23 protein-coding genes and 4 pseudogenes are annotated in these 22,914 nt (G+C 71.5%); 7 read left to right on the top strand and 20 right to left on the bottom strand.

Features of this window, described 5'->3' with window-relative positions; all coding sequences use genetic code 11:
* Positions 1-227: 227 nt before the first annotated feature.
* The 3 genes and pseudogenes from ACFWR9_RS11880 to ACFWR9_RS11870 form a co-directional block, all read right to left on the bottom strand.
* Entirely contained in the window at positions 228-860 is a 633-nt protein-coding gene (locus tag ACFWR9_RS11880) for a hypothetical protein (RefSeq protein ID WP_383839357.1), read from the bottom strand.
* Positions 857-2,368 (bottom strand): ATP-binding protein, encoded by a 1,512-nt coding sequence (locus ACFWR9_RS11875; RefSeq protein WP_383839354.1) that lies wholly within the window; start codon positions 2,366-2,368, stop codon positions 857-859. Before ACFWR9_RS11875 ends, ACFWR9_RS11880 begins: the two co-directional genes overlap by 4 nt.
* Positions 2,338-2,987: pseudogene (locus tag ACFWR9_RS11870) on the bottom strand (winged helix-turn-helix domain-containing protein). Before ACFWR9_RS11870 ends, ACFWR9_RS11875 begins: the two are co-directional and overlap by 31 nt.
* A gap of 235 nt (positions 2,988-3,222) precedes the next feature.
* Here ACFWR9_RS11870 and ACFWR9_RS11865 point away from each other — a divergent pair.
* Positions 3,223-3,726 (top strand): DUF3152 domain-containing protein, encoded by a 504-nt coding sequence (locus ACFWR9_RS11865; RefSeq protein ID WP_383839351.1) that lies wholly within the window; start codon positions 3,223-3,225, stop codon positions 3,724-3,726.
* Positions 3,727-3,961: 235 nt separating this feature from the next.
* Here the strand turns inward: ACFWR9_RS11865 and ACFWR9_RS11860 are convergent, their stop codons facing one another.
* From ACFWR9_RS11860 to ACFWR9_RS11835, 6 genes and pseudogenes are all read right to left on the bottom strand, one after another.
* A complete protein-coding gene (locus ACFWR9_RS11860; RefSeq protein WP_383839348.1) occupies positions 3,962-4,162 on the bottom strand; it encodes a hypothetical protein in 201 nt (66 codons plus the stop codon).
* 86 nt (positions 4,163-4,248) lie between these two features.
* The gene (locus tag ACFWR9_RS11855; RefSeq protein WP_383839345.1) at positions 4,249-5,253 is read right to left on the bottom strand and encodes a TerC family protein; all 1,005 of its coding nucleotides are present in this window, start codon (positions 5,251-5,253) and stop codon (positions 4,249-4,251) included.
* A 28-nt stretch (positions 5,254-5,281) separates the two neighbouring features.
* Positions 5,282-6,328 carry an SPFH domain-containing protein gene (locus ACFWR9_RS11850; protein ID WP_161332247.1) on the bottom strand — a complete coding sequence of 349 codons (1,047 nt, stop codon included), beginning with the start codon at positions 6,326-6,328 and terminating at the stop codon, positions 5,282-5,284.
* A 2-nt stretch (positions 6,329-6,330) separates the two neighbouring features.
* Positions 6,331-6,762, bottom strand: coding sequence for an NfeD family protein (locus tag ACFWR9_RS11845; RefSeq protein ID WP_376354102.1), 432 nt, complete (start codon positions 6,760-6,762; stop codon positions 6,331-6,333).
* A gap of 150 nt (positions 6,763-6,912) precedes the next feature.
* The gene (locus ACFWR9_RS11840; protein ID WP_383839340.1) at positions 6,913-8,052 is read right to left on the bottom strand and encodes a winged helix DNA-binding domain-containing protein; all 1,140 of its coding nucleotides are present in this window, start codon (positions 8,050-8,052) and stop codon (positions 6,913-6,915) included.
* Between the two features lie 15 nt (positions 8,053-8,067).
* A pseudogene (locus tag ACFWR9_RS11835) lies at positions 8,068-8,898 on the bottom strand (FAD-dependent oxidoreductase); the annotation flags it as partial.
* On the opposite strand from ACFWR9_RS11835, the gene ACFWR9_RS11830 reads away from it, so the two are divergent.
* The gene (locus ACFWR9_RS11830) at positions 8,828-9,277 is read left to right on the top strand and encodes a GNAT family N-acetyltransferase (protein ID WP_383839337.1); all 450 of its coding nucleotides are present in this window, start codon (positions 8,828-8,830) and stop codon (positions 9,275-9,277) included. The pseudogene ACFWR9_RS11835 and the gene ACFWR9_RS11830 sit on opposite strands and share 71 nt — an antisense overlap.
* Positions 9,278-9,316: 39 nt before the next feature.
* Here the strand turns inward: ACFWR9_RS11830 and ACFWR9_RS11825 are convergent, their stop codons facing one another.
* Complete coding sequence (locus ACFWR9_RS11825; protein WP_383839334.1) at positions 9,317-10,216, bottom strand: virginiamycin B lyase; 900 nt, start codon at positions 10,214-10,216, stop codon at positions 9,317-9,319.
* Positions 10,217-10,504: 288 nt separating this feature from the next.
* On the opposite strand from ACFWR9_RS11825, the gene ACFWR9_RS11820 reads away from it, so the two are divergent.
* Complete coding sequence (locus tag ACFWR9_RS11820) at positions 10,505-11,662, top strand: phosphatidylserine/phosphatidylglycerophosphate/cardiolipin synthase family protein (protein WP_383839365.1); 1,158 nt, start codon at positions 10,505-10,507, stop codon at positions 11,660-11,662.
* 42 nt (positions 11,663-11,704) lie between these two features.
* Here the strand turns inward: ACFWR9_RS11820 and ACFWR9_RS11815 are convergent, their stop codons facing one another.
* The gene (locus tag ACFWR9_RS11815) at positions 11,705-12,559 is read right to left on the bottom strand and encodes a helix-turn-helix transcriptional regulator (RefSeq protein ID WP_383839331.1); all 855 of its coding nucleotides are present in this window, start codon (positions 12,557-12,559) and stop codon (positions 11,705-11,707) included.
* Between the two features lie 178 nt (positions 12,560-12,737).
* Here ACFWR9_RS11815 and ACFWR9_RS11810 point away from each other — a divergent pair, with 178 nt between their 5' ends.
* Positions 12,738-13,685 (top strand): SDR family oxidoreductase, encoded by a 948-nt coding sequence (locus tag ACFWR9_RS11810; protein ID WP_383839328.1) that lies wholly within the window; start codon positions 12,738-12,740, stop codon positions 13,683-13,685.
* Positions 13,686-13,751: 66 nt separating this feature from the next.
* Here the strand turns inward: ACFWR9_RS11810 and ACFWR9_RS11805 are convergent, their stop codons facing one another.
* The 6 genes and pseudogenes from ACFWR9_RS11805 to ACFWR9_RS11780 form a co-directional block, all read right to left on the bottom strand.
* Complete coding sequence (locus tag ACFWR9_RS11805; protein WP_383839324.1) at positions 13,752-14,327, bottom strand: LacI family DNA-binding transcriptional regulator; 576 nt, start codon at positions 14,325-14,327, stop codon at positions 13,752-13,754.
* Positions 14,328-14,414: 87 nt separating this feature from the next.
* The gene (locus ACFWR9_RS11800) at positions 14,415-14,972 is read right to left on the bottom strand and encodes a dihydrofolate reductase family protein (protein ID WP_383839321.1); all 558 of its coding nucleotides are present in this window, start codon (positions 14,970-14,972) and stop codon (positions 14,415-14,417) included.
* A 622-nt stretch (positions 14,973-15,594) separates the two neighbouring features.
* Complete coding sequence (locus ACFWR9_RS11795; protein ID WP_383839318.1) at positions 15,595-16,173, bottom strand: dienelactone hydrolase family protein; 579 nt, start codon at positions 16,171-16,173, stop codon at positions 15,595-15,597.
* 72 nt (positions 16,174-16,245) lie between these two features.
* A pseudogene (locus ACFWR9_RS11790) lies at positions 16,246-16,796 on the bottom strand (citrate/2-methylcitrate synthase); the annotation flags it as partial.
* Positions 16,797-17,128: pseudogene (locus tag ACFWR9_RS11785) on the bottom strand (tRNA (adenosine(37)-N6)-threonylcarbamoyltransferase complex transferase subunit TsaD); the annotation flags it as partial. It lies immediately after the preceding pseudogene.
* A complete protein-coding gene (locus ACFWR9_RS11780; RefSeq protein ID WP_383839315.1) occupies positions 17,118-17,288 on the bottom strand; it encodes a hypothetical protein in 171 nt (56 codons plus the stop codon). The gene ACFWR9_RS11780 and the pseudogene ACFWR9_RS11785, both read right to left, overlap by 11 nt.
* Positions 17,289-17,358: 70 nt before the next feature.
* Here ACFWR9_RS11780 and ACFWR9_RS11775 point away from each other — a divergent pair, with 70 nt between their 5' ends.
* Positions 17,359-18,327: a DUF3500 domain-containing protein gene (locus tag ACFWR9_RS11775; protein ID WP_383839312.1), complete on the top strand. Its 969-nt coding sequence runs from the start codon at positions 17,359-17,361 to the stop codon at positions 18,325-18,327.
* Here ACFWR9_RS11775 and ACFWR9_RS11770 read toward each other — a convergent pair.
* Positions 18,324-18,446 (bottom strand): hypothetical protein, encoded by a 123-nt coding sequence (locus tag ACFWR9_RS11770; protein WP_383839309.1) that lies wholly within the window; start codon positions 18,444-18,446, stop codon positions 18,324-18,326. The genes ACFWR9_RS11775 and ACFWR9_RS11770 overlap by 4 nt on opposite strands.
* 149 nt (positions 18,447-18,595) lie before the next feature.
* Between ACFWR9_RS11770 and ACFWR9_RS11765 the strand changes: the two genes are divergently transcribed.
* Positions 18,596-19,015, top strand: a complete 420-nt coding sequence (locus ACFWR9_RS11765; protein ID WP_383839305.1) for a hypothetical protein — start codon at positions 18,596-18,598, stop codon at positions 19,013-19,015.
* Positions 19,016-19,069: 54 nt separating this feature from the next.
* On the opposite strand, the gene ACFWR9_RS11760 is transcribed toward ACFWR9_RS11765, so the two are convergent.
* The gene (locus ACFWR9_RS11760; RefSeq protein WP_383839302.1) at positions 19,070-21,298 is read right to left on the bottom strand and encodes an MMPL family transporter; all 2,229 of its coding nucleotides are present in this window, start codon (positions 21,296-21,298) and stop codon (positions 19,070-19,072) included.
* A gap of 161 nt (positions 21,299-21,459) precedes the next feature.
* On the opposite strand from ACFWR9_RS11760, the gene ACFWR9_RS11755 reads away from it, so the two are divergent.
* Positions 21,460-21,816, top strand: a complete 357-nt coding sequence (locus ACFWR9_RS11755; protein ID WP_383839299.1) for a hypothetical protein — start codon at positions 21,460-21,462, stop codon at positions 21,814-21,816.
* A 94-nt stretch (positions 21,817-21,910) separates the two neighbouring features.
* Here ACFWR9_RS11755 and ACFWR9_RS11750 read toward each other — a convergent pair whose 3' ends face one another.
* Positions 21,911-22,912 carry a DUF6215 domain-containing protein gene (locus ACFWR9_RS11750; RefSeq protein WP_383839296.1) on the bottom strand — a complete coding sequence of 334 codons (1,002 nt, stop codon included), beginning with the start codon at positions 22,910-22,912 and terminating at the stop codon, positions 21,911-21,913.
* Between the last annotated feature and the right edge of the window lie 2 nt (positions 22,913-22,914).

Below are 22,914 nucleotides of genomic sequence, written 5' to 3'. Positions count from 1 at the left end.
GGGTGGGCGCGGGGGCGGGTACGGGGGGCGGGGGCGGGTCGCGGTTGTGGTGCGGGGGCGGGCGCGGGGGCGGGCGCGGGTACGGGGGCCGGGGGCGGGTCGCGGTTGTGGTGCGGAGTCGGGTCGCGAGCTACGGCGCGTCGAGCACGGTGTCGGTCGGCACTGGGCCCTGCGGCTCTCCGTTGTCGTCGAGGCGGGGCTGACGTCCTTGGGTTGCCCGGGTGGCGTCAGCCGCCGCCTGCCGCCTCGCGGGCCTCGCCCGTCGGGCAGTCGTCGCTGGACCGGCCCGCCAGCCGGCCGCCGGGCTGCTCCACGGTCACCTGCGCGCTTCCCAGCGCCGGGTCCTGGCGCAGACGGGCGACGGCGACCGTGCAGGCCAGCTGGTCGACGGCCGTGTCGCTGAGGCTCCCGACGCCCCGCGGCAGCTGGACGACGACCGCCGGTCCGTCGGTCCGGATGGTGGGCGCCACGGAGGCGGTCGGCAGTTCGGTCGTCAGCCCCTCCCTCCGCTGCTGGCCGTCCGGTCCCTTGAACAGCATGAGTACGGTGCTGCCGAGGTCGGTCGCGCCGCGCACCGTGCGGGGAACCGCCACCAGAGCGCCGTCCGCGACGAAGTAGAGAGGGACCGTGGGGACGGGCACGGTCGCGGATTCGGCCGGCGACGGGGCGGATGTCCGGCCGGGTTCCAGGACGCCGGTCGCGGGTTCGCCCGCCTCGACCACACCAGTCGCGGGAATGCCGCACGCGGAGAGCGGTAGCAGCGCCGCGAGAAGGAGGGGGAGCCCGCGCCGGGCGCTGCCGCCGGCCCGCCCCACGCCCGGACCCGGCGTGGTCGCCGGTGGCGTCGGGCGGTGGTTCATGGTCGTTCCTCCTTCGCCGCTCGCGTCACCCGGTCCTCCGCCCCGTCCGGCCGCAGCGGGAGCACGACTGTGAAGACGGCACCGCCGTCCGGGTCGTTGGCCGCCCGGACGGTGCCGCCATGCAGGCGTACGTTCTCCGCGGTGATGGCCAGCCCGAGGCCGCTGCCCTCGCTGCGGGTGCGGGCCACGTCCGACTTGTAGAAGCGGTCGAAGACGTGCGGCAGGACGCTCTCGGGGATGCCCTCGCCGCGGTCGCGGACCGTGAGCACCGCCTGTCCCCCGGTGCGGGGTTCGTCCCCCGCGCTCAGACCGACGTGGACCGGGGGTGCGCCGTGCCGCAGGGCGTTGCCGACGAGGTTCGCGACGACGACGTCGAGGCGGCGCGGGTCGACCCGGCCGCGCAGCTCGCCCGGTCCGGGCAGGCCGGCGGTGACCGAGTCCAGCCAGCCGCGGGAGGCGAGCGTGCGCCGTACGGACTCCGCCAGGTCGATCTCGTCCAGGTGCAGGGCGGCGGCCCCCGCGTCGAACCGGGAGATCTCCATCAGGTCGTCCACCAGGGCGGCCAGCTTGATGGTCTCCTCGCTGATGAGGCGCACCGCCGTCGCCGTGTCCTCGTCCAGTCCGGCGGCGTCCTCGTCCAGTACGTCCGTCACCGCCGACATCGCCGCGAGCGGGGTGCGCAGTTCGTGCGAGACGTCCGCGGCGAAACGGCGGGCGCCGGCCTCCATGCGCCGCAGCTCCGCCACCGAGCCCTCCAGTGCGGCGGCCGTCTCGTTGAAGGTGTGGGACAGGTCGGCGAGTTCGTCGGAGCCCTGCACCGCGAGCCGGGTGTCCAGGCGGCCCTCGGCGATGCTGCGGGTGGCCCGGCGCAGTGCCCGCACGGGTCGCAGCACCCCGCGGGCGGCCAGCAGCGCGATCAGCACGGCCAGGACCAGCGCCGGCACGGTGGCCCGTTCGATGGCGGTGACCAGGGCGTCGACGTAGCCCTGTTCGTCCTGCTGGGGCACGGTCAGGTAGACCTCCAGGCCGGAGGCGCGCTCCGCGGTGGCGTACGGGCCGGTGAAGGTGACCGGCATGCCGACGACGAGTGCGGACCGGCCGTCGTGCGACACCCGCTGGAACACGGTGGCCCGGCGGGAGCGCACGGACTCGCGCATCTCCGGGGACAGTTCACGGAAGGCGTCCCCGGGGCGCGAGGTGGCGTCGGCCTGCCGGTAGGCGGCGAGCACCCGCCAGGTCTGGGACCGGCCGCCGCGCGCCACGTCGGCGGCGAACGCCTGGAGATCGGCCGCGTCGGGCGGGAAGCGGTAGTTGGGGACCAGGGTGTTGACCCGGTGCCGGAAGTCCTCGATCACGGTGTCCTGGCTCTGCTGGAGGACCCCGTTGCGTGCCTCGCGGAAGGTCAGCGCGCCGGTGGTCACGGTGGCCACGACGGCGACGAGGGTGAAGGCCACCACCAGCCGCACGCGCAGCCCGTTCAGCGCGCGCAGCGCCCGCGGAACTCCCACCGGGTCCCGAACCGGTAGCCGAAGCCGCGCACGGTGTGGACGTGGCGCGGACGGCCCGCGGGCTCGCCGATCTTGGCCCGCAGGCGCTTGACGCAGGCGTCCACGAGGCGGGCGTCCCCGTGGTAACTGTGCTCCCACACGGCTTCCAGGAGTTGCTGGCGGCTGAACACCTGGCCCGCCGACGCGGACAGCGTGAGCAGCAGCCGCAGTTCCGAGGGGCCGAGGGCGACGGGCCGTCCCTGGTGGGTGACGGTCAGGCCGGCCCGGTCGATGACCAGGTCGCCGTGGTGTTCGGTGCGCGGGGTGCCCTGGTCGTCCGACGTGCCGCCGACGCGGCGCAGTACCGCGCGGATGCGTGCGTCCAGGACCCGGACGCGGACCGGCTTGACCACGTAGTCGGCACCTGGTCGTGGGCGCGTGCGCGGCGGCACACCTCCAGGCCGGACATGCCCGGCAGCATCAGGTCCAGGACCACGGCGTCGGGCCGGAACGACCGCAGCAGCTCCAGCCCCTCCTCGCCCGTCGCGGCGGCGGCGACCTCGTGTCCCTGGCGGCGCAGGGCGAGACGCACGCCCTCCCGGACGGCGCGGTCGTCTTCGATGATCAGGACCCGTGGCATGGGTCTCAGTATGCGTATGAACGGGCGGGCGTCCCCGCGCGGGTGACGGCTGTTACACAGCGGTCCAACAGCTGTCCACGGGCGATCACACCGTCGCGGCAGGCTTCGTGATCATGAACGAGCGCCGATCGACCCCCTCGTCCTCCTCGGCAACGGACCGGCGGCACCGCCGCGGGACCCGCGGCCGCCGTGGCAGCGGTGGGCGCCGCCGACGGGGCGCCCGGTCGCGTCTGCTGTGGCCGGGGCTGGCGGCAGGGGCGGTGCTGGTGCTCGCCGGCGGTCTCGCCCTGCGGGAGGGCGGGGACCCCGCCGGCCGCTCCGCCGGCGCCGCCGCCCGGCGGGCTCGCCGGCCCCCTCCGCGTCGTCCGCCTCGTCCGCGCGGCCCGGGCCGCGCGACGCCGTCGAGTCGAAGAAGGCCGAGGCGACGGAGAAGGCGGAGGCGACGAGGAAGGCCGACGGGACGGAACGGACGGGGAAGGACCGCGACCCCGACTCGATCCCGTCGTCCGGCCCGGGGACGTTCGCCACCGCGGACGGCGGCGGGGACCGGGTCGGCGGGAGCGGGCGGACGCTGACCTACGTGGTCCAGGTGGAGGACGGCATCGGAATCCCGGCCCGGGACGTCGCGGCCGAGGTCGAGCGGGTCCTCGCGAACGAGCGGGGCTGGACGGCGGACGGGCAGGTGGGGTTCCGGCGGCGCGTCCGACTTCCGGGTACGGCCGGCTCGCCACGGCGATGACCGTGGACACGATATGCGGCCGGTACGGCCTGGACACCGGCGGTGAGGTCAACTGCAACGTGGGGCAGGACGTCATGGTTGGGGCGGCCGGCGCCGGTGATGATGCAGCAGATCAAGGGACTGCACGGCTGCCGGACCAACGTCTGGCCCTACGACGCCGAGGGCAGGCTCATGACGGGGCCTGCCGTCGGCTGAGCGCCGGGCCCCTCGGCCGCGTGCCGGTGGCGCGACGGCGTCAGCGGCGGTTGTCGGTGCCGCAGTCGGGGTTCCGGCAGGTGCCCGGCCCCCAGACCGGGACGTAGATTCCGAGGGTCTTGTGCCGGGTGATCTCCGCCGGGACGGAGTGACCGCAGGTGGGGCAGATGTCATGGCGCTGCGAGTCGGCCTGCCGCGGTGCGGTGCGGGTCGGTTTCGTCTGCTGCGTGTGACTGCTCATGGTTCTCACGTCCACGCTGGGAAGGGCTTTGGGGCTTTGGGCTTTGGTGGCTTGAGGGCTTTGGGGGCTCTGGGGAGACTTTACCCCTATTTTACGTTCTTATGTTCGGGCGAGGTCAGGACTTCCTCGCCGGGACCGCCCGTGTCCCCGTCGTCCGTGTCGGGTGGGCGCCGCAGGCTCAGGAACACCGACACCGCCAGGACCACGACGATGACCGCCAGGCTCACGGGGGACGGGATCTCCGGCACGGAGGGGCTGACTATCTTGTGGGTCGCCTGGAGGATGAGCTTGACGCCGATGAACCCCAGGATGATCGCCAGGCCCTTGCTCAGGTAGTGGAAGCGGTCGAGCAGCCCGGAGAGCATGAAGTACAGGGCCCGCAGGCCGAGGATGGCGAAGGCGTTGCTGGTGTAGACGATGAAGGTGTCGTCACTGACCGCGAGCACGGCGGGCACGCTGTCCACGGCGAAGATCAGGTCCGCCGCCTCGATCGCGGCGACGACGGCGAGCAGCGGCGTCGCCACGTGCTTGCCGGCCTCCTTCACGAAGAACTTCGGGCCCGCGTAGGTGTCCCGCACGGGGATGACCTTGCGCAGCAGCCGGACGGCGAAGCTCTTGCCCGGGTCGAAGCTCTCCTCCTCGCCCTTGAGGATCTTGTAGACGCTGTAGAAGAGGATGGCCGCGAAGGCGAACAGCACGGCGGTGAAGCGGTTGACGACGGCCACGCCGGCGGCGAGGAAGATGCCGCGGAACACCAGCGCGCCGATGACGCCGAAGAAGAGAACGCGGTGCTGGTAGGCGCGGGGCACCTTGAAGTAGGCGAAGATCAGGGCGAAGACGAAGAGGTTGTCGACCGAGAGACTCTTCTCCAGCAGCCACGCGGTGGTGTACTCCGTGCCCGCGGTCGGGCCGAGGACGAGGAAGACGGTCGCTCCGAAGACGAGCGCCAGGCTCACCCACAGCCCGCTCCAGGCGGCCGCCTCCTTGAATCCGATGACGTGTGCGCTGCGGTGGGCCAGGAGATCGACGGCGAGCGACACGACGACGGTGGCGGCGAAGGCTATCCAGAGCCAGAAGGGCACATCGAACATGGGGGCCTCGCATGGACGGGCGGGGTTCTCATCGGTCCTCGGTCACGGGGGTGGCGCGCATCGCCTCGGAGGTCACGCGGTCGGCACGGGCGGCGTCGGCGAGGGCCTCGGCGGCGGCCTCCGCGGCCTGCGCCGTGTCGTTGGCGGCCTGGGCGGCACCGTCGTCCGACCGGCTCTCGCGCGTGGCGGGTGACTGGGGCAGCGCTTCGGTGAAGGCGCGGGAGACGCCCTGGAGCGCGGAGGTGACCTCGCTGGGGATGACCCAGAAGGTACTGCCCGAACCCTGGGCGAGCTGCGGCAGCACCTGGAGGTACTGGTAGGCCAGGAGCTTGGGGTCGGGGTCGTTGCGGTGCACGGCCTGGAAGACCTCGTCGATGGCCCGGGACTGCCCCTCGGCCTTGAGGATCTCGGCGGTACGGTTGCCCTCCGCGCGCAGCACGGCGGCCTGCTTGTCGCCCTCGGCGGTGAGGATCTGCGACTGGCGCTGGCCCTCCGCGCCGAGGATCGCGGCCCGCTTGTCGCGCTCGGCCCGCATCTGCTTCTGCATCGCGTCCTTGATGGACTGCGGCGGGTCGATGGCCTTGATCTCCACCCGGTTCACGCGCAGCCCCCATTTGCCGGTGGCCTCGTCCAGTACGCCGCGGAGCTGGCTGTTGATGGTGTCGCGCGAGGTGAGGGTCTTCTCCAGGTCCATCGAACCCACGACATTGCGCAGGGTGGTGACGGTGAGCTGCTCGACCGCCTGGAGGAAATTCGCTATCTCGTAGAAGGCCGCGCGCGGATCGGTCACCTGGAAATACAGCACGGTGTCGATCTCGACGACGAGGTTGTCCTCGGTGATGACCGGCTGCGGTTTGAAGGAGACGACCTGTTCGCGCAGGTCTATCACCGGATAGACCCGGTCGATGTACGGGATGACCAGGTTCAGTCCGGGTTTCAGTGTGCGATGGTAGCGGCCGAGTCGTTCGACATTGCGGGCACGGGCCTGGGGCACGATGCGAACCGCCCGCACCACGGTGAATACCGCGAGAAGCGCGACGATCACACCGGCGATCAGGAACGCCGAGACTTCCATGGTCACTCCCGGGGATAGACGAATGCGGTGGTGCCGCTGATCTCCAGGACGTCGACGGTCGTCCCGCGGGGAATCACCAGCGTCTCGTCGTAGGAACGGGCGCTCCATTCCTCACCGCCGATGCGGACCCTGCCCTCCATGCCCGTCACCTCGGAGACGACGTACGCGGCCTTGCCGACCAGCGCCTCCACGCCGAAGCGCTCGGTCTGGGGCTGCAGGAGATGGCGCACGGCGACGGGGCGCACGAACAAGAGGGTGACCGTGGCGACGACGGTGAACAGCAGGAACTGGAAAGGCGGCGAAAGGCCGGCCGCGGCGGATCCCGCCGTGATCAGCGCGGCCGCACCCAGCATTCCGAGCGCGGCGGTCAGAGTGAAGATCTCCGCCACGATCAGGACCGCCGAAACGATCAACCAGATCAGCCACGGATCCATGGCGACCCCTCCCGGACGGTGCGAAAAAGAAATCTGCCCTACGGGTGCGGGTTGTGATGCGGGCTTGGTGCGAGTTATTGATCAAGGCACCACAAAGGCGCCTTTGAAGTGATTTTACCTGCTTCCCGGGAAACCGAACCCTTCCGGGGATCAGCCCTTCACCGTCACGCTTTCGGCACCCGGGAGTCCCTTGTCCCACCAGTGTCCGTAGCGCCGGTAGGCGGCCGGATCGCGCTCGGCGAGCAGCGCCGACAGCTTCTCCGCCTCCTCGGTCACCCCGCGCCACGCGGCCTTGCCGAGCTTGTGGAAGGCGGTCAGTTCCAGTCCGCCGTCGACCGTGCGCCACACCCCGGCGACCCGGCCGTCGACCAGCAGGCAGGGCAGCACGTCACCGTTGCGGCGCACGACCGCCGGGCGGTACTCGGGAGGCAGGAACCGTCCGGGGACGACGTGGGCGAGCAGGGTGCTGTCCCACATCGGCAGCAGCCGGGGCGGGGCCTCGGTGTCCTCGGCCGGCACGGTGGCGTCCGCCAGGTCGAACAGGGCGGCGCGGCCCCGGCCCGCCACCGGCACCACCCGGTCGCCGAGTTCGTGCAGTGCCCCGTCGACAGCGCCGCGTGTCAGCAGGGTGAACCGGGCGAAGTCCTGGGCCGAGGCGGGCCCGAACGCCCGCAGATAGGAGAGCAGCAGCCGCCGCACCCCCGCCGCCGCTTCCCCCGGACCGTTCTCGGCGTCCGCCGGGGCGGCCAGGTAGGCGTTGCGCGCGGTGAAGGACCAGGGCCCGCCGGTCGGCCCGTGATGTATCGGCGCGTACGTGCGCAGCGCCCACCACACGCGGTGCGCGTGCTCGCCGAACCGCGCCGTGACCTCCTTCTCCACCTCGGCGCCGCTGCGGGGCCGGTCGAGGAACCCGGCGAGCTCCGGGAGTACCGCGTCGGCGTCGGCGGGGGTCAGCGACGTCGAGGTGAAGCGGCGGTCGTACAGCCGGGAGGCGCGCAGGGTGCTCAGCATGGCCGCGCGGTAGGGCGCGTAGTCCTCGGCGTGCACGGCGTGAAGGGTGATCCGCATCAGGCTCGCCTTGACGATCCGGCGCTCCGCGAACGCCGCGTCGAGATCCTCGGGCGCGAAGTCCCGCACCCGGTTCCACAGCGCCAGGTACGGCGATGCCGGTGACTGCGCCTGGAGGGCGCAGACCCGGCGGACCGCCTCCGCCACGTCCAAGCGCTCGCGTTCGAGCAGGAGTTGCCGGTCCAGGGTGGCCAGCGCGAGGCGTCGCGGGGTGAGGGTCACGCACGGATTATGCCCCTACGTGAACATGTCGATCAGGCCGTGCGGTGCGTCGGCGCCGTACATCAGCTCCAGGAGCTGGGCGGCGTCGTCGGCCTCGGCGGCACCGCGGGCGAACATGGCTTGCTCGTAGGCGGTGAGAGCGGCCTCGGCGTCACCGGGGTGCGCGGCGAGGGCGCCCGCGAGTTCGGCACCGTCGTACATGGCCAGGTTGGCGCCCTCGCCGGACGGCGGCATGAGGTGGGCGGCGTCGCCGAGCAGGGTCACCCCCGTCACCCGGTCCCAGCGGTGGTCCGCGGGCAGGGTGTGGATCGGGCGCAGGACCGGCGCGCTCTCACCGTCGGTGATCAGCGCGGTCAGCTCCCGCGCCCAGCCGTCGAACTCCCGCGCGATCCGGCCGGTGCCCGCCGGGCCGGTGAGGTCGATGCCGTCGAACCACTCCAGCGGCCTGCGCAGGGCGACGTGGGGATGGAGGGTCCCGCCCACCTCCCGGTGGGCCTGGATGCCCTTGCCCGGCGCGAGCGCGTACGTCGCGCCGCCCCCGACCGCCTTCGCGGTGGCCGGGTGCCGTTCGTCGGCGTCGGTCAGCCATGCCTCGACGAAGGCCGGCCCGGTGTACTCGGGAGTCGCCCCGGAGACCGGCGGGCGGACCCGGGACCACGCGCCGTCCGCGCCGACCAGCAGGTCCGTGACGACGGTGGTTCCGTCGGCGAAGGCCACCTCGTGCCGGCCGCCGCCGAGGGCGCGGACACCGGCGGCCTTGTGCCCCCACCTGACGGTGCCGGCGGGGAGCGAGTCGAGCAGGGTCCGGCGCAGTTCGCCGCGCATCACCTCGGGCTTCCCCGCCGAAGGAGACCGCGTGATCGCGCAGCTCCCGGGCGAACACCCCGCCTGGTTCGGCGCGTACGGCCACCGTCTGGTCGTCGAGCGCGCCGGCGGTTCGGTGGTGGGCTCGATCGGCCTGTTCTGGCCGCCCGCCGAGGGCGTCCTGGAGATCGATTACGGCATCGTGGCCTCCCGCCGCGGTCGGGGTTACGCCACCGAGGCGACCAGAGCACTGACGGCCTTCGCGCTCGCGGCACCCGACGTCCACACCGTCACCGCCGGCGTGGAACTCTCGAACCCGTCCTCGGTCCGGGTACTGGAGAAGGCCGGATTCCACCGGTGTCTCGTCGAGGAGAACACGGCCCGGTTCAGATACACGGAGCCGGACCTGCCACGGCGCTGACCCCAGGGGGTCCTTCCGTCGGGGCCCGGACATGTCCTCTCAGCGTGTCGTCAGGCGGGCGATCGTCCCGTTCTCCAGGGCGGTCCAGATCGCGCCGTCCGGTCCCTGGACGATGCCGTGGGGTTCCGAGGACGGGGTGGGGAGGTCGTACTCGTCGATCCGGCCGTCGGGGGTGATCCGCCCGATCCGGTTGGCTCCCCACTCGGTGAACCAGCAGGTGCCGTCGGTGTCGGCGGTGATGGCGTGCGGGCGGGACTCGCGGTCGGGCAGGGCGAACTCGCCGATCGTGCCGTCCGGCGAGATCCGCCCGATCCGACCGGCGCCGATCTCGACGAACCACATGGCGCCGTCGGTCCCGGCCGCGATGCCGACGGGGGCGGCGTCCGGGGTCGGCAGCGGATGGACGTCGACGGCGCCGTCGCCACCGATGGCGCCGATCGCGTTCGCCTGGTTCATCGTGAACCACAGCCGGTCGTCCCGGCCGACGGCGATGCCCGAGGGGAAGGCGCCCGAGACGGGGAGGGGGAACTCGGTGACGTGACCGTCGGTCGTGATGCGGCCGATACGGTCGGCGCTCGCCTCCGTGAACCACAGCGCGTCGTCCGGGCCCGCCACGATCCCGAACGGCCCGGCGTCCGGCGTGGGCAGCGTGAACGAGACGACGTCCCCGGCCGTGGTGATACGGCCGATCCGATGGCCGCGGAACTCGGTGAACCACAGCGCGCCATCGGGCCCCGCTGTGATGGTCGACGGTCCGCCGGAGGCCGGTTCCAGGGGGAAGGAGTCGGTGGCGCCGTCGGGTGTGACGCGCCCGATCCGCCCGTGGTGGACCATGGTGAACCACACCGCACCGTCCGGTCCGGCGGTGATCCCGTAGGGGCCTGCCTCAGGGTCGGAGACGGAGAACTCCGCGATCGAAACGGTCGGGCGGCGCGACATGGGCGGTTCCTTGATCGGTCGGCGGGAGTCCGACAGCGGATGCTAGCCGTGCCGCGGTCACCGACGCCTCCGGATATTCCGGCGGCCGGGCCGGCAGCGACGCCTCGCGGGCCGACGCGCATGCACGGCGACGGACAGGGCAGACTCAGCGTCGTCGGCGTCGACCGACGGCTCAGAGGGGGTTCACCGGGAACTGACGCTTCCCCTTGCGCGCTTCGGAAGGAAACAGGGATGACGAGTGTCCAGGAGGTCCCGTCGGCCTCCGCCCGCGCGGCGGACGACGGTGCTATGACGGAACGAGCCGTGCGGATACGGCGCCGCCTGGAACGCCTGATCGGCATCGCGGCGACCGAGGGCAACGAGCTGGTTCCCCTGCGCAACGGGGACGAGATCTTCCCGGCCATGCTCGACGCCATCCGCTCCGCCGAGCACACCGTGGACATGATGACCTTCGTGTACTGGAAGGGCGAGATCGCCCGCGAATTCGCGCACGCCCTCGCCGAGCGGGCCCGGGCCGGCGTGCGCGTACGGCTGCTCCTTGACGGCTTCGGCAGCCGGCTCATCGACACCGACCTGCTCGCCGAGATGGACCGGGTCGGCGTCCAGGTGGCCTGGTTCCGCAAGCCCGCGCACCTGTCGCCGCTCAAGCAGAATCACCGCTGCCACCGCAAGGTGCTGGTCGTGGACGAGCAGGTGGCCTTCACCGGCGGCGTCGGCATCGCCGAGGAGTGGTGCGGCGACGCCCGCGACCCCGGCGAGTGGCGGGACACCCACGTCCAGGTGCGGGGACCGGCCGTGGACGGCGTCGCGGCCGCGTTCGCGCAGAACTGGGCCGAGTGCCACGACGAACTCTTCGACGACCGCGACCGCTTCACCCCCCACCGCCCCCACGGCGACGCCGTGGTGCAGGTGGTACGCGGCTCGGCCAGCTTCGGCTGGCAGGACATGCAGACCCTGATCCGGGTCATGATCGAGTCCGCCGAGGAGCGTTTCCGGCTGACCACCGCCTACTTCTCCCCGGACCGCTACTTCATCGACCTCCTGTGCGCCGCCGCACGGCGCGGCGTAGACGTGGAGATCCTGCTGCCCGGCCCGCACACCGACAAGCGCGTCTGCCGGCTGGCCGGACAGCACTACTACGACGATCTCCTCGCCTGCGGGGTGAGGATCTACGAGTACCAGCCGACCATGCTGCACGCCAAGGTCATCACCGTGGACCGTACGGCCGCTCTCGTCGGGTCGACCAACTTCAACCGGCGCTCCCTCGACCACGACGAGGAAGTCATGCTGGCCGTCCTGGACGCGGACTTCACCGCCACCCTGGACGCCCACTTCGAGGCCGACAAGGCGGCCGCCGAGCCGATCCGCAAGGGTGCCTGGAAGCGGCGTTCGGTGTTCCAGCGCGCCCGCGAGGCAGCCGTCCAGCCCATCCGCCGGTTCCTGTGACGGTGACCGGCGGCGCCGCGCTCGACGTGCGCGGCGCCCGGATCAGCGCAATGCCTGCGCCTGCGGCCCGATGACCGCGAGGAGGCGCAGTCGGTCGTGGCTCTCGCTGCCCGGTACCGCCGTGTAGACGACCAGGCGGTGTGACTGGTCCGGGTCGAGGAGGGTCTGACAGTTCAGTTCGAGGGCGCCGACCTCCGGATGGCTGAAGCGTTTGACGTGGTGGGGCCGGATGCCGACCTCCTGCTTGTCCCAGAGGCGGCGGAACTCGTCGCTCCGGGCGAGGAGCAGCTCGGCGTAGTGGGCGGCCCGGGAGCCGGGGCCCCGCAACGCGGTGACTTCACGCAGGCCGGACGCGAACATCCGGGAGAGGAACGCGTGATCCTCCGGCGCGTAGAGCCCGCGGGTGGCCGGGTCGGTGAACCAGCGGTAGCCGATGCTGCGCGCGGGGCCCGTGTAGCGGGCCGTGTCGCCGGTGAGGGCGATGCCGAGCGGGGTCTGCCGCAGCGTCTCCCCCAGTTCGGTGACGACCTCCGCGGGCGTGTCGTCCAGCCGGTCGAGGACGCGCAGGAGGCCGGGGCTGATGTACTCGTCTACGGCGCCCGTGCCCCGGACAGGCGGGGCGTGGCCGCCGAGGCGGAACAGGTGGTCCCGCTCGTCGAGGGAGAGGTGCAGCCCCTGCGCGATCGAGGCGATCATCGACTCGGACGGCTGCGGGCCGCGCTCGCGCTCCAGCCGCGCGTAGTAGTCGGTCGACATGTGACACAGCTCGGCGACCTCCTCGCGCCGCAACCCGCTGGTCCTGCGCCGCCGTCCGCGAGGGAGGCCGACGTCCTCGGGTTGCAGCAGCTCCCGGCGTCGCCGCAGGAACGCCGCGAGCCCGGCCCGGTCGATCTCCATGTGCTGTCTCCCTCTCGTACCGATCCCTTTCCAGCGCGCGCGTCCGCGCTTATCCACGGTCCGCCGATCCCCCTCTCCGACGACGCCGCCCGACCGCGCGCATCGGTGGATCGGGAGTCCCTGGATAGGTCCGGTCGCCGGGGTGACGGTGGAGGCAACGACATCGTTGGGAGCAGGCATGCCACGCCAGGACATCGACATCACCGTTCCCGACCTGACCGGGAAGCGCGCTGTCGTCACCGGAGCGAGTGACGGGATCGGGCTCGGCATCGCGACGCGTCTGGCCGCCGCCGGCGCGCAGGTCGTCATGCCGGTCCGCAATCCGCGCAAGGGCGAACGGGCAGCCGCCGGAATCCGGGAGCGGATCCCCGGCGCGGACGTGTCCCTGCGCGCTCTCGACCTCTCCTCGCTCGCTTCCGTCGCGGAGCTGGGCAAGACCCTCCTGGACGAGGACCGCCCCATTCACCTCCTCGTCAACAACGCCGGCGTCATGACCCCGCCCGACCGGCGGACGACGGCCGACGGCTTCGAGCTGCAGTTCGACACCAACCACCTGGGGCACTTCGCCCTGGTCAACCACCTCCTCCCCCTGCTAAGGGCCGGCCGGGCCCGCGTGACGTCCCAGATCAGCGTCGCGGCGAACCGCGACGCCATCAACTGGGACGACCTGAACTGGGAGCGTTCCTACAACGGCATGCGCGCCTACAGCCAGTCGAAGATCGCCTTGGGTCTCTTCGGCCTCGAACTCGACCGGCGCAGCGAAGCGGCGGGCTGGGGCATCACGAGCAACCTCTCCCACCCGGGAGTCGCACCGACGAGCCTGCTCGCCGCCCGCCCCGAGGCCGGCCGCGCCAAGGACACGCGGGGCGTACGCCTGATCCGCGCCCTGTCCGCCCGCGGCGTCGTCGTCGGAACGGTGCACACGGCACAGTTGCCCGCCCTGCACGCCGCCACTGCCCCCGAGCCCGAGGCCACGGGCGGCGGTTTCTACGGGCCGAGCGGGCCCGGACACCTGGGCGGCCCGCCGGCGGAGCAGAAGCTGTACAGCCGCCTGCGCGGTACGGAGGACGCGCGGCGCGTCTGGCAGATCTCCGAGGAACTCGTGGGCGCCCACGCCTGGAGGTAGACCAGGCACATGGTCAGACCGCGGCCCCGGCGAATCGGGTGACCGCTTCGTCGATCTGTTCCTCGCTCAGGGGGAATCCGGGGAAGCGGGAGAGCCGTGGAAGCCGACCTGTTCCTCGTCGGTCACCAGGGCATGCGCGCCCGCGACCGGCACCGGGCCGAAGCCGAGTACGACCTTGACGCCGGCCTGGTGCAGGACGGCCACGGCGTCCTCGTCCATGCTGTCGTCCCGCAGTGACAGCACGGCGTCGGGCCGCAGTTCGGCCCAGTGGCGGCCGGCGTCCGCGCCCCGGACTCCGGTGGGGCCGTAGAGCACGGCCGTGTGGCCCAGTGCGGACAGCTCCTGCTGCAACTCGGCGAACGTGCGCGCGAAGAGCGGCCCCACGGTGACCGCCGGCGCGGTCAGCAGCACGATCCCGCTGCGTCCGGCCCGCAGGGCCCGCGCCACGGCGTGCGGCACGTAGCCGAGCTGCCGGGCGGCCTCCCGCACCCGTTCACGCGTCGCCTCGCTGACGCGCCCGCCCTCGGTGTCGTTGAGGACGTAGGAAACCGTGGCCCGCGACACCCCGGCGGCACGGGCCACGTCACTACTGGTGGGCGGGGTACCGACGGGGCGGGGCGAGGAGGACGAGGGCGAGGCCATGTTCGTCATCTTCGCAGAGGGGTGAGGCGGGCATCGATGTGGTTGGCGGCCTGGCGTCCGCCACCCGGTGCGACCGACCGGTGCGGGTCAGCGGGTCCGGTAGCGCGCGTAGATCAGTCCGCTGTCGAAGGCACGCTCCTCGACCAGCTCCAGATCGAGGCGCACGCCGTCGGGGAAGAACCGCTTGCCGCCGCCGACCACGCTGGTGGTGACGAAAAGGTGGTACTCGTCCACCAGGCCGGCCGCGATCGCCTGCGCCGCGAGGTTCGGGCCGTCGACGGTGAGGTCCTGGTCGGCCTCGGCCTTGAGCTTGCGCACCGCTTCCGGGTCGAAGGTCCGCTCGATCCTGGTCTTCTCGCTGGACACCGACTCGAGCGTGGTGGAGTACACGACCTTCTCGGCGGCCTGCCAGTCGCGGGCGTACTGGAGGATGTACGGCGGCTGGTCGGGCTCGGTGTGCTCGGTCTCCCAATAGACCATCGTCTCGTACATCCGTCGGCCGTAGAGGTAGGTGCCGACGGGGCGGAAGAGGTCGTTGATGAAAGTGTGCACCTCCGGGTCCTCGGCCCCGGCGCCGAGGTCGCCCTCGGCCGCCTCGGCGTAACCGTCGAGCGAGGTGACCATCGAGTAGATGAGCTTTGCCATGGCTCTCCTTCGGTACGGGCGCGTCAGTCTGTCAGCGGTCCTGCGAACAATGACCCCGACAGGGCCCGGAACTCATCGATCGACCGGCCCTCTGACGGACACCCTGGCCACCATCGGCGATTCGGCCACGTCCGTGCGCGCGGGACCCGCTCCAGCAACGAGCCGCCCCGTTCGCTCCCTTGTGCGGCAAGGGGTCCAGCGCGTCCGGAATCGAGCGCGTTCGATTCCGGGTCCGCGTCGTTGTGCCGGGCACCACCGAGCCGTCCAGGCGCGGTACCGACCTTCAGGAGAGGCGCAGGTGACTGTGACTCACGCCTCGACCGCGAACGAGGGAACGCCGCCCCCTCCGCCACCGGACGCCCTCACTTTCGGGGGGATGCAAGGCAAGAACCCGCTGGCGGATGCCAGTTTCGCGGCGATGTGCCGCCGCCTGCCCTCGGTGCTCGGGCACACCGCGCGGCCGGATCGCCTTGCGGCCGAAGCTGCGTTGCCGAGGTGGTCGCCACGCAGGTCCACGCGGCCGTCCACGCCCTGTTCGACGCCTCCCCGGCAGTGGCCGGCACGCCCGCCACACCAGCCGGGCGACCCGACTGAGACGTCACCGGCGGTCCGCTTGGTGCCCCTACTCGACGCGGTCGAGGAAGCCGAGCACCCGATGGGCGACCTGCTTCGCGGCCTGTTCGTCGTAGGACCGCAGGCTGCTGTCGGTGAACAGGTGCCTGTCGCCGGGGTAGAGGAACAGCTCGGCGTCCGTCGCCGTCTCCACGAGCGCGCGGGCGGCGTCCACGTCGCCCTCTCCGGCGAAGTAGGGATCCGCGTCCATGCCGTGGATCTGGACCGGGACGTCCTGGGGCCAGGCGCCGCCGAACTTCGAGACCGGGACGCATGATTCGAGCAGCAGTGCGCCCTTCGCGCCGGGGCGGGTCTGGGCCAGCTTCTGTGCCGGCAGAGTGCCGAGTGAGAAGCCGACGTAGACGAGTTCCGCGGGCAGCTTCTCGGCGGCGGTGGTTCCGCGCGCGGTGATCGTGGCGAAGCCGGTGTTCCCGGCGTAGGTGAGACCCTCCTCGAGGGTGTCGAACACCTGCCCCTCGTACAGGTCTGGGGCGTGGACGGTGTGTCCGGCCTGTCGCAGCTGCTCGGCGAACTCGCGAACGCCGGTGGTCAGGCCTTGTCCATGGTGGAAGACCAGTACCTCAGCCATGTTGCTCCCCTCGTGCCGCGGTGCCCGGGTGGCGCCGCGGCACGAGTATGGACCACGGCACTGACATCCGGTTCAGCGCACGGGCTGGGCGGTGCCCGGCACCGTGCGTTGGCCCGGGCCGTCGTACGAGGCCAGGGGGCGGATCAGCGCGTTGTGGGCCAGCTGCTCGGTGATGTGCGCCGTCCAGCCGGTGATGCGGCTCATCACGAAGACCGGCGTGAAGGCGGGGATGTCGAAGCCCATGAGGTGGTAGGCGAGTCCGGCCGGGTAGTCCAGGTCGGGATGGATGCCCTTGCGGTCGAACGTGGCGTGCCCCAGGGCCGCGTGCAGGGTGGCGAGCCGGGTCACCTCGGGGTCGGCGGCACGCGCCACCAGCCCGTCGAGGGGGTGCTGCATGATCGGGACCCGGGAGTCGCCGTGCTTGTAGACACGGTGGCCGAGCCCATGATCTTCCGCTTGGTCGCCAGCGCGTCGTCCAGCCACGCCTCGGCCCGCCACGGGTCGCCGATCTCCAGCAGCATGTGCGTCACGGCCTCGTTGGCGCCGCCGTGCAACGGGCCCTTGAGCGCGCCGATCGCGGCCGTGACCGCGCTGTAGAGGTCCGAGAGGGTGGAGGTGAAGACGAAGCACTCCCCCGCCCCGTCGTCGAGGGTGTCCCCCAGGTGCAGGATCGGCTCACGCACCAGGTCCCGCACGAGCAGCAGCGAGGTGTGTCCGCCGGAGACGATCAGCACGACGCACGGAGTGGGCAGCGGCCCGTGCTCCAGCGTGTCCGCGGCGACGTGTCCGGCCAGGTGATGCACCCCGTACAGCGGCACCCCGCCCAGTAGGCGAGCGACTCGGCTCCGGCGAGGCCGACCTGGAGGGCGCCGGAGAGCCCGGGGCCGGTCGTGACGGCGACGGCGTCGATCCGGCCGAGTCGCAGCCCTGCCTGGTCGAGGGCCTCACACACGACCGCCCAGCAGCGTGTCCGTCCCGACCACCGCCAGCTCACTCCTGGCCGCCCGTCGCGACGCCGCCACGAGCAGCTCGATGACGTCCGGAGGTGCCGACGGGGACAGCCCGAGGGTGACGGCGAGCGCGTCAGGGTGAGCGATTCCTGACTGCGGAGACATGCAGGTACGGGAATCTGCGCGCAGAATGAAGCCCGTTGCCGGCCGAGTGGCCGTCAGCGGGAGGAGAAGCGTGGGCGAGATTCCGTCGAAGCACATCGCCTCCGGGATGCGGGAGGCGGCCCGTGCACTGCTGGCCGTCCTGGAGCCGGAGCAGGTGCGTGAACTGCGCGCAGGGCCCGACCGGTTGGACGCGCCGGAGCTGCGCGAGTGGACCTACCTGCCGGGCCCGCGCCCCGGGCTCTCCACCGAGGGGCTCGACGACCGGCAGCGTGAGGCGGTCGACGCGCTCCTGGCCACGGCGCACAGCGTGCCGGGAGCGGAGCTGGCGCGCGGGGCGGTCGAGGTGGAACGGCATCGCCGCGCCCGGCAGGGGTCCGTGGGTGCGGACCGCTACTGGGTGCGGCTGCTCGGCGACCCGGACGGCGACGAACCCTGGGGCTGGCGGATGAACGGCCACCACCTCGCGGTACACGTACTGGTCACGGCGGCCGGGATCCGGATGACGCCGCACTTCGTCGGCTCGGAACCGGCCCGCATCGGCAGCGGCCCCCAGGCCGGCCGCCGGCTCCTGGGCCCGGAGGAGGACCTGGCCAGGGAGCTGATCACGGGCCTGGACGGCGGTGCGCGGGCCGAGGCGCTCTTCGCCGCCACGCCGCCGGACGACATCCTGACCCGGGCCGACCCCTTCGCCGATCCGAGCGTCCTTCCGGACGGCCTGACCCACGACCGCATGACGCCCGGTCAGCAGCGCCTCCTGGAGTCCCTGGTGCGCCGCTATCTCGACCGCGCGCCCGCGGCGTACGCGCAGGAGTGCTGGTCCGACGCCGTGACCCGCGGACTGGGTTCCCTCTCCTTCGCCTGGGCCGGCGGCCTCGTCCCGGGAGACCGGCACTACTACTGCGTCCGCGCCCCGGATTTCCTCATCGAGTACGACAACACCCAGGACGACGGCAACCACGCCCACTCGGTCTGGCGCCACACCCGCCACGACTGGGGAACGGACCTGCTCCGGAGGCACTACACGGAGCGGCACGCCTAGCCGACGATGGCGGTGCCGCGGATCTCCACGCGCATGGCCGCGAGGCCGAGGACCGTGACGCCGGTCTCGGTCCAGATCGGCGCGCGGCCGTCGAGGCGACGGCGGAACTGCTCGGCCATGACCCTGTTGTGGTCGTCGCCGACGGCGTCATCCCCCGGTGGTAGCCGAGGGCCTCGTGGAGCTTCTCACCGAAGCCCGGGGTGACGCCGAAAGTGACGGTGCTCATGGTGCTCCCTCTTCCTGTCCATAGGGCTGCGTTTCCCCTTGCATGAGTTCCGGAGAACACGAGGGTGATGAGGAGCTGCGGTGGCTCGACGAGCAGGAGAAGGCGGCGTGGACGGGACTGATCTCCCTCGTCCTGCTGCTGCCCGGCAAGCTGGAGTCGCCGCTGCGGCAGGAGCACGGCCTCACCCTGTTCGAGTACCTCGTGCTCAGCCACCTCTCCGAGGCCCCGCAGCGCACGCTGCGGATGGGGGAGCGCGGCTGGGTCGTACGGACCCCCGACCCGGCCGACGGCCGCTACACCCTCGCCGCCCGCGCGGGCGACGAAGAAGCCGGCGAAGGTCACCGCGCCGATGAGGATGATCCACGTCCGGTTGCGGGGGTGCTCCCAGGGGTACGCGTCCGCTGCCCGCACCACGCTCCGCACGCGACCCGCGGGCGCGGAAGGCGAAGGTCCCGGCAGTGACACGACTGTCGCTGCCGGGACTGGACGCCGCTGGGGCGATCACTGTCGCAAGGATCAGACTCCCGTCGGGTCCTTCTCGTACGTCCGCTCCGCCACGGGCGCCGGCTCGTGGCCGCCCTCGCTGAGGCCGAAGCGGTCGTGCACCTTCCGCAGGAACGGCGGCGCGTACCAGGCCGAGCGGCCGAGCACGCGCATCGCGGCGGGCACGAGAACGCCGCGCACGGCGACGGCGTCGATGAGGATGGCCAGGCCGCTGCCCAGACCGAACATCTGCATGTAGCTGATGCCGGCCGTCCCGAAGGCGAAGAAGCTCACCGCCAGCAGACAGGCCGCCGCGCTGACGATGCGTCCCGTGTGCCCGAGCCCGTTGACCACCGCGGTCTCGTTGTCCGCGCCCTCGTCGTGCAGCTCCTTGATCCGGCTGGTGACGAACACCTCGTAGTCCATCGAGAGGCCGAAGGCGATGCAGAACATCAGCAACGTCATCGACACCTCCATCGGCTGCGGTGTGAAGCCGAACAGGTCGGAGAAGTGGCCGTCCTGGAACATCCACGTCATGACGCCGAGGGCCGCTCCCAGGCTGACGATGTTGAGCACCAGCGCCCGCAGCGGCTGCACCACGCTGCCGGTGAACAGGAACAGCAGGATGAAGGTGGTGAGGGCGATCAGGCCGCCGGCGAGCGGAATCAGGCTGGTGATGGAGTCCTTGGAGTCGACCAGTGCGGCGTCCCTACCGCCCGCCAAGGGGTCTGTCCCCTCGGGTGCTTCGACCGCTCGTACGTCCTTGACCAGGTCCTGGGCCGCGTCCGACATCGGTGTCAGGTCGCTCACCACGTTGATCCGCTGGGCTTCGGGGCGGCCGAGCGCGGCGTTGCGCGGACTGGGCGCCGCGGCCTGCCCGTCGGTGTAGGTCCCGGTGGATGCCTCGACGCGGACCACGCCGTCGAGCTCCGAGAGCTTGCCCGCGTACGAGTCCAGCGGCGCCTTGCCGACGGACTTGTCCATGACCACGTGGATGGCCGCCGCGTCGCTGCCGTTGAAGTTCTTCTCCAGCGCGGCCGAGACCTGGCGGCTCTTGGCGTCCTCGGGCAGGGAGCGCTCGTCGGCGATACCGATGGTGATGCCCAGCAGCGGGCTCGCCGCCAGCAGCAGCACCGCGAGCACCGGCAGCGCGGTGAGGGCGGGACGCCGCATGGCCGTACGGGCCAGCCGGCCCCAGAAGGGCTCCCGGGAATCGTGCAGCTTCGCCTTCTTCGCCCACGGCAGCTGTCCCTTGTTGACCCGGTGCCCCAGGACCTTGAGCAGGGCCGGCATCACGAACAGGGTGCTGATGGCGGCGATGGCGACCACACCGACCCCGGCGTACCCGAACGAGCGCAGGAAGTACTGCGGGAACACCAGCAGCGCCGCGAGCGCGACCGCTACCGTGGCGGCGGAGAAGGCGACCGTACGGCCCGCGGTGTTCACGGTGTGCCGGACGGCGTCGTCCACGCTCGCGCCCTTCGCGAGCTGTTCGCGGAACCGGCTGACCATCAGCAGCGCGTAGTCGATGCCGAGGCCGAGTCCCAGGGCGGTGGTCAGGTTGGTGGCGGTGATGGAGATACTGGTGGCGCTGCCGAGGAGGAAGAGTTCCGCGAACGTACCTACGATCGCGATGAGCCCGATGACCAGCGGCAGCAGAGCCGAGACCACACTGCCGAAGACGAAGAGGAGCAGCAGGAGGGTCAGGGGCAGCGCGATCGCCTCGGCAAGGACGAGGTCCTCGGAGGAGTAGGCCCCCATGTCGTCACCCACGGCCGCGGTGCCGCCGGCCTCGACGGTGAGCCCGGCGTCCTTCGAACCGGTGTACTCGTCGATGATCTCCTTGGCGTTCTCCCGCTCCTTGGTGTCACCGCCCTTCACATGGGCGAGCACCATCGCCTGGTCGCCGTCCTTGGAACGGAGGTCCGGGTTGCCCGTGTCCCAGTACGAGATCACGTTCGCGACCGTGTCCTCCTTCTTGAGGTCGGCCGCCATCTTCATGCCCTGCAGCTTGACGGCCGCGGCGTCGACGCCGCCCTCGGGGGCACGGACCAGCAGGACCAGGTTGGACTCCCCGCCGAACTTGTCGCTGATGACCGTCTTGGCCTTGCTGGACTGGGAGGACGGGTCGTCAAAGCCACCAGGCAGGAGCTTGCCGAACGCGCCGGCGCCCAGGACTCCCATGAGGACCACGGCCACAGCTGTGATGACGAGTACCAGCCGGGACCGGCGGATCGCCAGTTCGGCTATGCGTTCAAACACGCACTTTCTCCTTGCATTCTGACGGCGTGAACCCTGGGCCCGCGCTGGTGGTGGGGGTGTGGCCATGAAGCTATCCAGGCAGCAAGGGGCTTTGGCAGTGCGAGATTTACTTGACACTGTCAGGTATTTCTCACACCACACCTCCTCCAGGGGGCGCGTTGGTGTCCGCACTGGTGCGGGACATGGTCCAGTCGCTGACCGGACTCCGCGCCGGTGAGGCGCAACGGTCGGGGGCCGCGGTGATCGAGCTGAACTCGGTGGCCTTGGAGGCGCAGTTGCACGACGTGCGCCCGGCTTCCGACGATGTACTGCGTGGCCGGATACTCGGCTACATCGAAGCCCGGCTGTCCGACCAGGACCTCACCCCGGCCAACGTCGCCGCGGCCCACCACATCTCTCTCCGCCGGCCCCACAGGCTCTTCGAGGAACCGTGCACGGACACGCAACGTCCGCACCGGATGTACGGGGCGTGGAACCGTGTGGACGCCCGACGCGCTACGTCATGCAGCCTCTTGTGATGGTCTGGCAGGAAGACCGCTGGACGGTCACGGCCATGGAGAACGCCCGCCTTCTCACCCTGGACGGAATGGCGGCGCTGGAGACCCCGAACGCCTAGGTCCGTTCGGGGATCGTCGGAAGAACCTGCTCGGCGATATCGAGGAGGGCGCTGTCGTCCGGGAGGGCTCCGGACGTGCTCCACACGGTGATGTCGTAGTAGCCGCCCTGGTCTTCCCCGTCAAAGGCCACGGACAGTGTTCTGGCCAGAGGGCCTTGCTCGACCGGTCCGCCGGACGCACCGCTCCCGAGATTGATCTCGATCTTCATGGTGTGATCCGAGGCGAGGACCGCGGGCCGGCCGAGGACCGCGAGCTTCTTGACGTCCGTCTCCTCGCCGAATTTCATCAGGTTCACGTACTGGGCAATCGACAGCTTGTTGTACGTGGCCGAGACGTTCACGGTGTAGGTGTCGAACTGGACCTCAGCCTCCGGCTGGGCGACCTTTCCGTCGGTCAGGGGAGCAGTGTTGCTGGTGCCGGACGCCACAGTGGCGGTCTCCGCGGGCGTTCCCAGGAGCTGGGCCAGGTCGGGCCTGTTGAGCGCCTTGCACAGTTCGTCGCCGGTCACGGCCTGGGGCATCTTCTCGTAGGCGCTCGGCAGCTCCTCGCCTTCCCCGCTCGAACACGAGGCGGCCCGCGGCGTGCTGTCGTCGTCGGAGGGCTGCAGCTGCGGGGCCAGCCACACCGCGGCCCCGAGTGCCGCGAACACGGCCACGGCCGCTACGGCCTGGGCCCACGCGTTGGGTTCCTTCTCCGGAGCGGCCGGGGTGGGACGCTGCCCTGCTGCAGCGTGAGTCTGCGGCTGGGCGGCAGCGCCGGCCACCGCCCCGTCCGCGGAGGCCGCCGGGCTCGGGTTCCGGCGGGCGCGCAGGGCACGGACCACCGTGTGGACGCGCACCGCGGTGAACACCAGGAACACCACGCCGATCCCGGCCGCCACCCATTCGTCGTCGCGGAGGGCGAGATACATGATGCGTACGCCGAAAACGGCCCCGACCACGATGAACAGAGGCTCACGAACCCAGAAGGGCAGGAGCCGGACGAGGAAACCGAGCATCC

The sequence above is a fragment of the Streptomyces sp. NPDC058534 genome, assembly GCF_042717365.1.
Lineage (GTDB): Bacteria > Actinomycetota > Actinomycetes > Streptomycetales > Streptomycetaceae > Streptomyces.
This window is presented reverse-complemented; position numbering and strand designations above follow the sequence as displayed.